Consider the following 14,627-nt stretch of genomic DNA (forward strand, 5'->3'; position numbering starts at 1 on the left):
TGCTTCAAGACCTGTTCAAAAAAATCTTTTTCATTTTTTTGATTTCGTTTCAGATATGGATTCCGGCACAAAGCAGCTCCGGAGTAAGTCTTGATATCCGGAATGAATCCAGAACAGATAAAACAGGGATACTGGATCTGATCATCGTCCTTGACAATCAAAGCACAAATGATTTCAAAGGAAAGCTGAACATCACGATTCCTCAAGGTTTCAGAAATATTTCAGGAAACAATCTTCAGGTTGAAATGAAGCCTGGTGAACACCTTTTCTTACCTGTAAAAATACTGGTCAGCAATAATGCCGTTTCGGGAGAATCCCGTCTGGGTTTCCGTCTTTCGGACCTTCAGAATAAAACAACTACAGAAAAAGAAATACTGCACACAGTTACTGAAAACAATGCCATGCGCATCACTGCGGAAAATCCTCTGATCTATGTGAATAAGCCTACGGATTCAGTAGAAGTAAGGGCAAGGGTTTCCAACCTTGGGAACAGAAAGCAGAATGTAACGGTAGTCTTTAAAATTCCGGAAGCTGAGCAGGGAAATGCTTTTATAGAAAAAAAAGGAAGTATTGGTGTACAGAAAGACTCTGTGTTTGTGTTCCGTTTTCTGCCTTCCGGAATCAGATCCCGCAGTCCTCAGATTTCCGTTACTATTGCAGGCTTCAGAGAGCCGGACAGAGAAATATTCGGCAATACCAGTGTCTCTATCCAGAATGTTTCTTCAGTGCAGCGTTATGAAGATATGGAATCCACTGCTTTTTCCAATTTTACCAGGAACACCATCACCGCAAGTTACAGGCATGCCGGAGAAAACCTGGATATGTATCAGTTGGTAGGTTCGGGAGGCTTCAATCTTCCTTCAGGATATATTTTCATCCGGGGGAATATCTATACCATGACGAATCAGAGCGATCCTATTGTGAACAACACCTATCTTACCTATCACAGGGAAAAGAGCGAATTCACGATCGGAAATATCAATAAATTACTGGAACTCTCTATGTTTGGAAGAGGACTGGAATATGCCTACACTTCTCCAGATAAAAACAAGAAAATTGAAGCTGGTTTTGTAGACCAGACGTACAGCCTCATCGAAAGAAATTCTTTTCTGAAATATGGCTATGGATTTTACACCAGAGGAACTCTTGGGGCTCAAAATGCTTCCCGTAATATCTCCGGAACGTATATTTTCAGGGATGATCCTTACGAAAAAGCCAGACATCATGTAGCCGGAACAGACCTTCAGTATGCCTTCGGCAAAGACTGGAAAACGAATACCAAGTTATATGGCGGACTGAGTTTCTACGAAAACAACCAGCCCGCGAAGCCTTCCCTGGCTTTGGAATCACAATATTCCGGAATGATCAAAAAGGTGAATCTGAACGGAAATTATTTCTACAGCACAGATTATTATCCCGGAAACCGAAGGGGAATCCTGCAGATCCAGCAGAATTTCTCTGCAATGGTCTTCAAAGACCATTATGTATATGCCAACATCATGGCTTCCAACTTTTCGCCTAAATTTTACTTTTACAACAACACCCTGAATTCAAGCAATATAAGACTGGATACAGGAATCAACTTCCCTAAGAAAGGGAATTTCGGGATGGGACTTGGATATCAGTATCAGGAAGAAAACTCCAACTCTTATAATAATTTCTTCAATGCACAGCCTTATGAGAAAACGAAACAGCTGAAAGCACAGCGTTTTACGGAATACCTTACCTGGCTGAGTCCTGATAAGCAACATACCTCCATCTTAAGCATGGAGACAGGATTGGTTCAATATCCGGACAACGACAAACAGCAGTTCCAGATGAAAGTAAGCGGAACTTACAGCTACAAATGGCTTACCGTGAACGGGATCTATCAGCACGGAAGTTATTTCCTTTCCGAATATGCTTTTTCGAAAATGATGAATCAAAGCATTCCCTACGAAAAGCTGTCCCTTTCTGCTTTTGTGAATAAAAACTTCTTCAACCGTCAGCTGAATATCACCTCAGGGGTTTCTTATACGGATGATGTTCTGTATGGAAAATCACCTTCCGGCTTTATGAACCTGAAGTACTCAAGGGAAAAGTATGCCCTGTACCTGAACTCTTCCTACTTCAGCTATACTGCAGGAAGTTTCACCAATAATCTGTTGACCGTTGAAGCCGGTGTAACCGTCAATCTTAGAAACAGCACGCTGGATCCGGGTAAAAAAGGCAATATCAAAGCCTTTGTTTATTATGACCTGAATGAAAATAATGTCTATGATGAAGGCGACAAAGAAGCGGCAGGCTACCTGATTATGCTCAACAATATTTCATTTAAAACCGACCCTTCAGGTTCTATCAGTTATCGCTCCATTCCTTACGGAAAGTATGCCCTGAAACAGGTGATCCAGCAAGGCTGGTATTATGATGAAACCGAATTTACGGTAGACAAACACCACTACTCTTTTGAGATTCCTCTTCATCAAAACGGAACTACCCAAGGAAAAGTAACCTATGATTTTGATTCCAAAACCGCAGTAGATTTCACACCCAAAACCGGAGGTGTTCTCTTCAATATTTACCGCAACGAACAGTTAGTACAGCACATCATCACCGATGACAACGGGGAATTTGCCTCCTTCCTGCCCTCCGGAAATTACAGGATTGAACTGAACAAAAACTCTCTGCCTTCCAACACCTATTGCGAACGCTCTACAGATACCTTCAAAGTGGAAGCCGGGAAAATAGTAAAACTGGAACCTTTTGTGATTAAGGTAAGGGAAAAGGTAATCAGGGTGAAGAAGTTTGGGAATTAGAATGATAGAATAAAAGTTATTAGTTGTAGACTTCAATCACTAGTTTATTTTCAAAATATCTATCCGGTTCTCATATAAATCCCTATCTTTGATAGTATCATATGATACTATCAAGAATATGAAACCTCCCTATACCATTACAGACACCATTTTATTCTTAGTGGCTTCTATTTCTGAGAAGATAGGAGAAATCAATGCATCACATCTTTATAAACCTGTCACTGAATTAAGAAAGAAAAACAGAATCAAAACCATTAAGGCTTCATTGGAAATTGAGGGGAATACTATTACTGAAGAGCAGATAACTGCTTTGTTGGAAAATAAAAGAGTCATTGCTCCTCAAAAAGATATTCTTGAAGTACAGAATGCGATACAGGTGTATGAAGAAATCAATCAGCTTAATCCTTATCACTTAAAAGATCTGGAAAAAGCACATTCCATTCTGATGAAAGGTCTGGTTGCCCATCCCGGTAAGTTGAGAACCACTAATGTGGGCATCATTAAAGGTTCAAAAGTAGAACATATAGCACCGGGAGGCACCATGGTAAAAGGATTAATGAAAGACCTCTTTGCTTATCTGAAAAAAGACAAAGACCTGATTTTAATTAAAAGCTGTGTCTTCCACTATGAGTTTGAATTTATACATCCTTTTACAGATGGTAACGGAAGAATGGGCAGGCTCTGGCAAACCTTGATTCTGATGCAGCAATATCCTGTATTTGAATATTTGCCCGTAGAAGCCCTCATTAAGCAAAAACAGGCTGAATATTATAATACTTTATCAGAATCTGATAAAAAGGGAAATTCTACCCCTTTTATAGAATTTATGCTCGGTATAATCCTCGAATCTCTACAGGAACTTTTACAATCTCAAAATAAAACATTGTATACAGAAGACAGAATTTTCTTATTTAAAGAGAAAGTAAAACAAAATACGTTCAGCAGGAAAGACTATATGCAGAACTTCAGAAATATTTCTGCCCCCACTGCAAGCAGAGACCTGAAATGGGCGGTTGAACAGGGTATTTTATTAAAATCCGGAGAACAGAGGCTGACAGAATATTGGTTTAAAGAATAATGTTATAATGGCTGTGATTTTTGTGTATTTGTCACCGGGAAGATTGAGGAGATGGATGTGTAGGAGGATAGCTTTGGAATTAGTATCCAAAATATATGAGTTAAATTGAAATTTGATATGAAAAAGATCTGTATATTAAAATATCAGATCTTTTTTTAATTATTGAATTTAGAGAGCTTGCTTCACAAGACTCATAATATATTCTTGATTTTCTGTATCCTTAACAATTATTTCATAGTCTCCATTTCCATTATGGCCTTTAAGATCAGAAACATCTCTCATGATATTTTTAGGATCATCAAGTTGTCCTTTTTTAAGATTAATCCACATTTTCAATGAATTGGCTTGTACCTCTATATCAATCACATTTGTTTTTGTTTTAAATGCGATATACCACTTTTTAGGATGTACTTCCAGCTCAGAAGATAAGTTTAAAATCGCCTGTTTATAGCTTTCATAAAGCTCAATTACAGAATCATTTTTACCCGAAAGATATAGCTCTTCCGTATATACAGTAACTTCTTTAGTTACTTTATTTATAATAGAATTTTCTTCAGATTTCACCTCCTTAATATTAGGAGCTGCTTTAGATTTTTTTATAGGATTAATCAGTATAATATCATTTTCATACTGTTTAATTTCCCAAAGTTCTATTGGTAAATCTTTAAAATTGGAAGCCTGCTTTTGAAAGTCGGTAAATGCAGGAGACACAAAAACAACTTTAGACTGTGACCAATCAATATCTGCACGTTTAATGGTTTCATTTTGGCTTTCATTATACTCAACAATGAAATCTGCTTTGTATTCCAGCATTAAATTTAAATATGAAACTCCTTGGTCAACTACAGAAAAGTGTCTGTCTTTTTTATATTCGATAATCACAAAAGAATTGTTTTCACTATCATAAGCCAAAGTATCAATTCTGTTTGCTTTTATAGTAAACTCAGACTTTATAAATTTCAAATTGGTTAAAGTTTCGAGATTAGATTCAAAAACATTTTGAATATCTTTTTCAAGCTTAAATGATTTCTCGGCTAAGTTTTTTAGCTTTTTTTGATCTATACTATATAAATACATCTTATTATATACTGTTAAATTATATCGGAATCTTCTCCAAAATGCTCTTTAAGCATTCTTTCTAATAATTGGATGGCCCTGGATTCTGCAAACTGATTTCCATCAGAATACAGATCAAAAATTAAAATTCCTTTTTTCTGGTCTATACTATACTTAAAATAAAAATGATCAATATACTGCGCTCCTTTATGAGAAAGCAACTCATCAGAATCATATTCCCAACTACGAATTTTATTATGATCTATTTTATCAAATAAATTTTCAATCAACTTTTTCGGATTAGCTGTTGTTAATCTCAGTGAATCAATTTTGGTTTTCATGTTATTAATTTAAATTATAATGTGGAGCTTTAAATATTAATTGCCTGCTTAATCATATTGTAAAAAGCCTGATAAAAAGAGGAATCCTGAGCATATAATTTATAAAGCTCCAGTTCCTGTTTTCTTTGTTGAGACATTACTTCATCAAGAATTTTTTTCAATGCCAGATCTCTATTTTGTTCATCTGTATTTTGGGCAACTTTCATAGTAAAATCAGGATGTGCCTGAACTGATTTACTTAAAGAAATAAATTTGACTCTTTGATCTTCAGGAGTAGCTTCCCAACCCTGAAACCACTTTTCATTGAAGCCATTAATAATCCTTTCTAATTCATCTTTCTCAGCTTCCCCATGTGCGCCTCTAACGTTTGGATTCTGAGGAGTTAATTCTGTTTCAGAATCGTCCAGAGATATAGAAGTATTCAGTTTTACTCTTTCCAAACCATAAGTTGATAAATCTACTGATTCTAAAAGCTGATCTAAAGCATCCTGCTCTTTATCTTCAATTTTTAATTTTGGAATCAGAAATTTTAGAAACCAAAAAAGTTTTTCCCAAGAAACCATTTCGTAAGGAAGAATAGCTGCAATTTGTCCGTAAATCTTTACAAACTGTTTAGCTTTTATTTTATAATCTGCTTTTTGGTTATCATCTAATTCAAGATCTGAAACAAATCTTTGAGCTGCCACATCTATGATTGGGCTTAAAAATTGAGCGTCAATTTTATTAAAATACTTTTCATTAAAATCCTCTACTTCTGCCTGTTCATAGATTCCCGAATCATCTAAGCTGTCTTTTAATTCGTGCAATACATTAATATCAGTTGCACTGTTTAATGTAGTAGAAGTATAAAAAGGATCAAAGGATGTTTTAATATCTTCTACAGAATTAAAGAAATCCAATACAAAAAGATCTTCTGTTCGCTTATCTAATTTATTGGCAGAACGATTCAATCTTGATAAAGTCTGAACAGCTAAAACACCTTGCAGTTTTTTGTCTACATACATAGCAGAAAGTTTGGGCTGGTCAAATCCTGTAAGATATTTATTCGCAACTACCAGTATTCTGTATTCATCTTCATCAAACTTATCTTTAGTTTCGCTTTCTGCAAAACCATTCATTTGAGCTTCAGTGTATTCTATACCGTCTACTGTTTTAGTTCCGGAAAATGCGATCACAATTTTAAAAGGATTGCCTTTCTTCATTAACAGTTCAGCAAACGCCTTATAATATCGAATAGCAGATTCTATACTTTGTGTCACTACCATCGCTTTTGCCTTTCCCTTCAGCTTTTTTGGATTTACCACTGAGCTTGTAAAATGATCAAGCATTATTTCTGCTTTCGTACCAATGGTTTGCTTATGTTTTTCCACATAAGCTTTCAATTTTTTTTGAGCTTTTGAGGTATCGAACAACGGATTGTCTTCTATAGATTTTTCTAATTCATAATAACTTTTGTAAGTTGTATAATTAGCTAAGACATCTAAAATAAATCCTTCTTCAATGGCCTGTTTCATTGAGTACAAATGAAAAGGTTTGAAGGATCCATCTTCCTGTTTCTTTCCAAACTTTTCTAAAGTACTGTTCTTAGGCGTTGCCGTAAAGGCAAAATAAGACGCATTCTTAGTCATTTTCCTGGCCTGCATCGCTTGAAGGATCTTGTCCTGATAATCTTCATAGTCCTGATCCTCTCCTTTATTTCCAATAGCTTCATTCAATTTATCAGCAGAACTTCCGGATTGCGAACTATGTGCTTCGTCAATTATAACTGCAAATTGTTTATTGCTCATATCAGAAATATCTTTTACGATAACAGGAAATTTCTGTATAGTTGTAACTATAATTCTTTTGCCATTTTCCAATGCTGTTTTCAGGTCAGCAGAACTATATGCAGCTGCTACAATATTTTTAACTTCAGAAAATTCTTTAATATTATCCCTCAACTGCTTATCTAATAGTCGTCTGTCTGTTACCACAATCACAGAGTCAAAAATCGGCTGATTGGTTGATTTATTTCCTGCAACCGCATTATTTTCAGGATAAGCTTCTATAAGTTGGTACGCCAGCCAGGTAATAGAGTTGGATTTACCCGAACCTGCACTATGCTGAATAAGATAGGTTTCTCCAGCTCCTTTTTGGGTAGTATCTTTCATTAATCTTCGAACTACATCCAGCTGATGATATCTTGGAAAAAATAAAGTCTTTTTATTTAAAGCATCATTTTCACTACCGTCAAATCTTACGAAATGCTGGATAATATTAGCAATACTATCTCTGCGTAGAACATCCTGCCAGAAATAGGAAGTTTTATGACCAAAAGGATTGGGTGGATTTCCTTTCCCAAAATTATTACCCAGATTAAAAGGGAGAAAAAAGGTTTTAACCCCATCCAATTTGGTAGTCATATAAATCTCATCAGTATCTACGGCAAAGTGAACAATACACCTTCCGAAATTGAGTAAAGGCTGTGTTGTATCCCGTTTATATTTGTATTGATTAACTCCGTGTACCTTAGCGTTCTGCCCTGTCCATTGGTTTTTGAGTTCTATAGTAGAGATAGGAATACCATTGATGAAAATCACCATATCTATTTCTTCTAGTGGATTGGCAACTGAATACCTTAATTGTCGGGTAACAGAAAACTGATTACTCTCAAAATTATCTTTAATACTTTGACTGCTATTCTGTAAAGGAGCTACATAAAACAGCGTAAACTGTGCATCATCAACTGCCAGACCTTTACGAAGCAGTCTCAAAATACCATATTTTTTGACCAACTTATCGAAACGGTCAAGAATTTTAATTTTCCAATCCGACTGGCGTTTTAGTTTTTCCAGCTCTTCTTTTTGCGTGGTTTCAAGGAAGTCCCAAAAGCGAACCTCATCCAAAGCATATTTTGCATTGAAGTCACCAGGGTTTCCAATATAGTAACCATTACCGTTGTAAGGAGCATTTGAATCTGCTACAATTCCATTTTTTATATCTTCTGTTGAAATACCACAGAGTGCTTTTTCTATGGCAGTTTCCAGGGCGAGTTCGTTAGTTTGTGATGGCATATTACTGATCTAATCTGTTGTCATTAAACTTCCAGGTGTCCAATACTAAATCAAGAATTTTTTCTTGTCGTAAATTTATACTTCCTTTATTCCATTGTGGAAATTCAAATTTATAATTGGATTTAAACTTATTTAATGCAGTATGTGCTCCAATTGAAAATTCATGATCTAAAAGCTTTGTACTGATTATAGAAGAATTTTTATACTCATTCTGCTTTTTTTCATACCAGTCAGAATTTAAATCATTGAAATTATTTACAGCTTGATTAATTGTTGATTCCAACAATGTTACATTTCCCAGTCGGTATACGTAACTTCTGTAATCAGTCATATCTGCAAACTCATCTGTTAATAAACCATTTTTAGGTGTTTGTGGCAAGATGTGTTCTATTTGCAATGTATTGAGAAAGTCTTTTCCCTGAATAGGCAAATTACATTTGCTGAGAATGGTGTTTTCTATTTTTCCCAAAACATATCTTTCTCTATAGTTTGGGCTGTAATGTAAATGCGAAATTGTTTTAAACTTCGTTATAAAATCGCCCAATTTTTCTTTCAAATAAGGAATCATTGTTTCTGAAACAATATTAGCTACAGCTAAAATGTCTTTTTTATCGCGCAACTTAATCGCCCATTTCGAAAACAAATTTTCATTATACTTAGCCTGAATTCCAAGAGTATTACTATAAAAGAAAAAGCTTTCGAGTTGTTTTCCTAAGTATTCTATAACTTCATCCGAGACATTTTCGTGTAATGCTAAAAGAAGAATAAGATGCTGTCTGGATCTATATTTATTTATAAATCCAATATTGGTTATACTTGGATATGTTCCACCATCTTTTACCAATTCGGTTGCAATCACTAACTCAGAGTACCTTTTAGACAAGGCTTTCAACTCTTTAGCAAAAACTACTGGGTTTGTTTCATATTTTGTTTGTTTTTTCCCTTCATCAGTTAAAAACCATTTGTAGATATCATCTTCACGCAGAATCCCATCATAATAACGGGACATTAAAAAATATCTTAAAAAACGTAAAGGTGTATTTTCTTCACCACATTTTTGAAGATTAGAAACAATTTCCTTCCAAATATCTTTAATTGAATTAAACTCGTTTGGTTTAGCAGTGCTGAATAATAGATTTTTTACCAAATCCATTGCATTGAGACTGGAGCCTCTTTGATTTATTGTTTCAAATATTTTCAATGCACTGCTAAGATTTTCAGATTCAATAACTACCAGCTCAATTTTAGTTAGGAAATACCTCGCATATTTTACCAATGAATCTAAGCTTTCTTCTAAGTACAGTTGCAAATGACTGTAAATTTTAAAATACGCTTTTTCCATCTTTTCTATGGAGGCTGATCTTTCTTCGATAAAATCTTCCTTTACGATAAGATTTTTAAGATACCCTTTACTTTCTTCATACTGTAGTTCAAGCCTCAACTGTGTTTCATCGCTGTCCATATCGAAATCTGAAAGTAATTCTTCAACATTTTGTAAATATTTCGACTGTTTTGAATCTAACGCTTGCTCTTGCAATAAATCACGCAGGGCACATAGGGTAAGAACTATTGTTGTTAGTCTTTGCTGGCCATCAATTACATCATATTTTTCTTTATTGGCTACAATAATAATTGAACCTATAAAGTAACTCTTCTGTGCATGAGTGTTTTCATCATATTCATTATCTATATCAATTAAGAATTGCTCAACCTGGTCTTCTGGTCTCCAAACATATTCTCTTTGATAATCGGGAACTATAAAAAAGTAATCTTTTAATTTGGATATACTCTTAACTTCTGCTTTTATTTCCATATTTAGCTTTGTCTTTTGTTGAAATTCTACTATAAATTAAGCATTAATCATATGTTCTTTTAATTTATCAATAAAATCTTTAAATAAAATACCTTTAGTTTCAATTCTTTTTTGAGGAATATGCCCCCTGAATTCAATCAATTTTGTATTGTCAATTATTTTTTCAAACTCCCTATTTTCTTTTATTAGTTTCTCAAACTCATCACCTAAATCTAAATTAACACTGATATCATCTTTCAATTCAGTAAAGGAGATAGTTTCAATATCTATTTTATTCTTGGATTTGTAATTAGCCACATTAACTGTAATGACTGCATAATTCTCTTTATTATTCGCACAACGTTCGACTTGTCTTTTACTTAATGCCACTATGCCTTCAGAATCCCATCTTGATTTAACTTCAATATAGTAGATGGGTCTATCCGATTTATATATTATAAAGTCTTGTCCATTTTGTTCTTCAACACTTGTTAATTTTTGATCTGATGTTGATTCTATAATTTTTATTGTATCTCTCAATGAAGAATTCAATTCGCTTTCAATTATATCTTGGATTTTTAACCCAACTTCATTTATATATATTAAATGATTGGATTTTCTACTCTCCTCCTTTTGCTTTTCTTTACCTGCACGTACCAAGTCACTTAGATTATCAATTTTTGCTAGTTCACCTAACAAATTAATTTTTTCTGGCTTGACAGAAAGAATACTAAATAAGCTTTGCCTTGTACTTTCATCTTGAAATTTATACATTAAAATTTCTTCCTTTACTGCATTTATTTCTCTTAGCCAAATACCCCAAGTATATGGTTTTGAAGAAATTTTTTCAATTAAACCAATTACAACTTCAATAATATTTTTATCAACCGGAATAAATCTTCTTTCACTATTAAGCTTTTGTTCTATTTGGCTGCCTAGTTCAGCCCCCGAAACAAAACTACTATGCTGAAGAAAACATTCAAAGCCATCAAAAACTAAGTCATTGCGAATATCTCCGTCTAAAATTTTATTCCATTCATCTTTAAAAACTTCGTCTTTTACATTATCTTTTTTTAAAACAGATTGCGACTTCAAACAATAATTTTGGTTAGGAATACACTCCATTTTGTGCAAAAGTTCCTCTTTAAGATTTGTATTGGTATACATTATATTAATAATTTCTTTTAAATCATTAATATTTGTTTCTACATCATTTTTAACAATGTCTTTGATATATAAATTTGCCAGTAACTTAATTGCAGGTTGATAATTCATTTCAACAGTAGGCGAAGGCAATTCGTCAAAAGTAGGTTCAATTTTATATATTCTATTGTAGAATGAATTAAGATCAACATTTTGTTGCGTAATCCTATTTAAGCCAATGAATTTATTTAAATATTCAGTTAAGTAAGAGTATTTGATTTCTCTTGAGGAAAGTGATATTTTTTCTTTTTCAAGATTATCTAACAATTCATTACAAAATTTACTAAAATCCTCTTTAAATTTTTCTCTGTTATAGATATTTATATTCTCTAAAAACTCAAAATCGTCATGAATATATTTTTCACTAACTGATGCATTGATATTATTTATTATCTCTATAAGCAATGTTTCTTTATTCTCCCATTTTACAAGATTTTCAATTGTTTTGAAATCTCCATGCATATTTGGAATAAGTGACACTTTATTAAGCAAAGTAACATCTGTTCTGATTTGCTTTATAAATTCTTTATAAGATTCTTTACTATTTATAAATTCATAATTTGCACCACTTTCAATTGAAACAATTTCAGCTATTTTATTTAATGATAAAATATTAAAATTTTTGTCTGCATTTTTATTCCAACTATTTATGTACTCGCTAAGAATACAATATGTTTCATAGGGTGGAATTTTACGAAATTGCGTCAATAAAGTATATAATTCTTTTTTTGCTTGTTCTTGTAATCGTAAAATCGTTTCGTCAAAAAATTCAAGATTACTAAGAGCATATTTTTCACCATCAAATTCAAGACGTTTAATATCCTTAATATTTTCAATGAATTCACTTTTCAAATTTTTCTCAAAACTTGAATCAGAAGCTGTAAATGAAATTTTAGCCATATCTACAATTGACACATTTTCATCTTCTTTGATTCTTTTTAGTGCTAATTCAAATGCAATTTTTAATAAGCTTTCATTGATTTCAACATCAATTTTCAACTCCTCATTTTCTTTTATTTTATGCAGATAATCTCTCTCCCTATTAGGTTTAAAATCATTAGCATGAATGATGAAATTATAACCTGCACTGCCAGTATCCATCAGAGGATAAAAGAGAAACTGTTTTGGAATCTCATCAATAATTCGCTCTTCATTTGCTAATACTACTACAACCTTATTTTCTTTATCTTTTAATATTGGTACTTTTATTGGCTCATTATTTACCATTATAGAAACTTCTCTGTCAGAACTCTCATTCCTTTGATATTTTAATGTGGTATTATCATATGTAAGTTTTACTTGCGAAAGTTTATCATTAAAACAGAATATATAGGGTAATACTGTTTCAACATATTTGAGCATCGAGCCAATATGTTCTTTACCTTTATCAGATGCAACATACTCAAAAGAAGTATATTGTAAATGATCTTTTTGAGCTAATTTTAGATCATCACAAAGTGTTTCTATTTTATCATCTTGTGAAATAAGTTTATCTGTAAGTTCATCAATACTTACAGCATCCCGATCAATCTCAAAGTTTTTTAATAATCTATAGCTATTATCGTCAGTTAATAAAGAGCCATTGACAAAAATCTTTTTCCCATAAATATGAGTACTCAAAAAACCTGTTCCGTACTGACCTAGTTTTTCACTATTATCTCCGTAAGATTTTCCTACACTATATTGATTTATTAATCCACCAAATTCATCATCTGTAAATGGTCTACCATTATGTTTAAATAATAGCCCCATATCTGTTTTTGCAATTTCAATGATCCCATTTTCCTTTACGGTGTCCAAAGCATTTTGGAATAGCTCCCAGATCGCTCTTTTCTCAGCATATTCGGGAACTATTTCCCTTATTCCAGTAAAAATCTTATTTGCTGAAGATTCAAAGAACCCTCTCTTTCGTTTATCTCCGTAAGATGCACACATTCAATTTTTGTTTTATGTTATTAGTTTTTTATTTGTTTTATTTCAGCTCACCCTCACCTTCCCCGTCACCACATTATCTATCAGCACCGTTTTATACTCTTTCAGCTTCTCTATTTCCTGCTGCTTCAGCAATATAGCTTTTTCTATTTTCTTATTCTTTGCGTTATATTCAGAAAGAATTTCTTTTTGTTCATTTATAGGTGGTACAACAACACTTAATATAGAATACTTATCAGCACCAATATTTTCTATGGTAGCTTTATTGAAAATTGCAGATTTCCAATTATCAAATAAATTAGAATTAGTATAAAGATAAAGATAGTCACTTAAAATAATCTCTTCGCTTGCTTCTGCCTTTATCAAATATCCAGCAAAAGAGTAATGCTTTTCGAAAGACATTGAAGTTTTGAATTGATAGCTCTTCCCAACTGTAGCTCCACTTCTTGCAAAAAGAATATCACCATCTTTTAGTAAATAATCTTTTCCCTGCTGCCAAGTTAATGACAATTTCTTTTCTTCAGATAACTTTCCATCAAATCCAAAATCAGTAATTCTAATATATCTTGGTAATTCTAAATCATATTCAACTCCTGATTCGTTTGCTCCATATTTTAGTTTTGAACTTAAACAATACTTCAACTTTCTCACCTCCCAATGCTCCGGAATTTCCCCTATCCAATCCACACCACTGTCTTTAATTTTTACATTCTCATCCAACCCTTTGGTAACAGCTTTTTGGATGAGAATTTGACGGCGTTCTTTCAGCAGTTCGATTTCTTTTTCCTTGATGGCAATGGTTTGATCTATTTTAGAAGTTTTGTCGTCAAGAAAGGTAGCAATTGTTTCTTGTTCAGAAATATTAGGATACACAATTGGTAGATTAGAAAGAACTCCCATACCAATATTTTGTTGAGTTCCAAAACTCCAGTTGAGTTCAACGCTTTTCTTAAAATAAATTGATTGTAATACAAAAAAAAGAAACTTTGGTTTTAATCTATAGCTTGATCTAAACACAGCTAAAGGTGACCAAATACTAAATTCTAAATCCGTTTCAACTATGGCAATATTTCCTGTAGTTGCTCCTGATTTAACCATATAAATATCATTTCTTTTGGGACTATATTTTTTACAGAACTCGTCATGATCTTTTTGCGAAATGTAACCTCTTTTTTTGGTAAAATCTAAACTATTATTCTTAACAGCTTCTGCTGAAATAAATGGAATACCAGTCTCATACAAAATTGGAGTAGTATGTGGACCATCTGTTATTGGTATTTCAAGCAAATTTTTTACTGCGGTACGTTTCCAATGCCTTGGAATCTCCCCAATCCAGTCTACACCGCTGTCTTTATATTTTTCGTATCGCTGCATCAT

General features: G+C 33.2%; 8 protein-coding genes. 2 read left to right on the forward strand and 6 right to left on the reverse strand.

The window, feature by feature from the left end; all coding sequences use genetic code 11:
* The first annotated feature begins 38 nt into the window (after nucleotides 1–38).
* Both C8D70_RS05425 and C8D70_RS05430 read left to right on the forward strand, forming a co-directional pair.
* Nucleotides 39–2,795, forward strand: coding sequence for a hypothetical protein (locus tag C8D70_RS05425; protein ID WP_146212856.1), 2,757 nt, complete (start codon nucleotides 39–41; stop codon nucleotides 2,793–2,795).
* A gap of 118 nt (nucleotides 2,796–2,913) precedes the next feature.
* Nucleotides 2,914–3,873 carry a Fic family protein gene (locus C8D70_RS05430; protein WP_181416099.1) on the forward strand — a complete coding sequence of 320 codons (960 nt, stop codon included), beginning with the start codon at nucleotides 2,914–2,916 and terminating at the stop codon, nucleotides 3,871–3,873.
* A gap of 168 nt (nucleotides 3,874–4,041) precedes the next feature.
* Here C8D70_RS05430 and C8D70_RS05435 read toward each other — a convergent pair whose 3' ends face one another.
* Genes C8D70_RS05435 through C8D70_RS05460 form a run of 6 tightly spaced genes read right to left on the reverse strand, consistent with a single transcriptional unit; the run spans nucleotide 4,042 to nucleotide 14,624 of the window.
* Nucleotides 4,042–4,950 (reverse strand): DUF5655 domain-containing protein, encoded by a 909-nt coding sequence (locus tag C8D70_RS05435; RefSeq protein WP_110366638.1) that lies wholly within the window; start codon nucleotides 4,948–4,950, stop codon nucleotides 4,042–4,044.
* 14 nt (nucleotides 4,951–4,964) lie between these two features.
* Nucleotides 4,965–5,270, reverse strand: coding sequence for a hypothetical protein (locus C8D70_RS05440; protein ID WP_110366639.1), 306 nt, complete (start codon nucleotides 5,268–5,270; stop codon nucleotides 4,965–4,967).
* 29 nt (nucleotides 5,271–5,299) lie between these two features.
* Complete coding sequence (locus C8D70_RS05445; RefSeq protein WP_110366640.1) at nucleotides 5,300–8,323, reverse strand: type I restriction endonuclease subunit R; 3,024 nt, start codon at nucleotides 8,321–8,323, stop codon at nucleotides 5,300–5,302.
* A 1-nt stretch (nucleotide 8,324) separates the two neighbouring features.
* Nucleotides 8,325–10,136, reverse strand: coding sequence for a DUF262 domain-containing protein (locus C8D70_RS05450; RefSeq protein ID WP_110366641.1), 1,812 nt, complete (start codon nucleotides 10,134–10,136; stop codon nucleotides 8,325–8,327).
* Between the two features lie 36 nt (nucleotides 10,137–10,172).
* Nucleotides 10,173–13,253: a sacsin N-terminal ATP-binding-like domain-containing protein gene (locus tag C8D70_RS05455; protein WP_110366642.1), complete on the reverse strand. Its 3,081-nt coding sequence runs from the start codon at nucleotides 13,251–13,253 to the stop codon at nucleotides 10,173–10,175.
* 42 nt (nucleotides 13,254–13,295) lie between these two features.
* The gene (locus C8D70_RS05460; protein ID WP_181416096.1) at nucleotides 13,296–14,624 is read right to left on the reverse strand and encodes a restriction endonuclease subunit S; all 1,329 of its coding nucleotides are present in this window, start codon (nucleotides 14,622–14,624) and stop codon (nucleotides 13,296–13,298) included.
* Nucleotides 14,625–14,627 lie beyond the last annotated feature (3 nt).

Source organism: Chryseobacterium sp. CBTAP 102, from assembly GCF_003201365.1.
GTDB lineage: Bacteria > Bacteroidota > Bacteroidia > Flavobacteriales > Weeksellaceae > Chryseobacterium > Chryseobacterium candidae.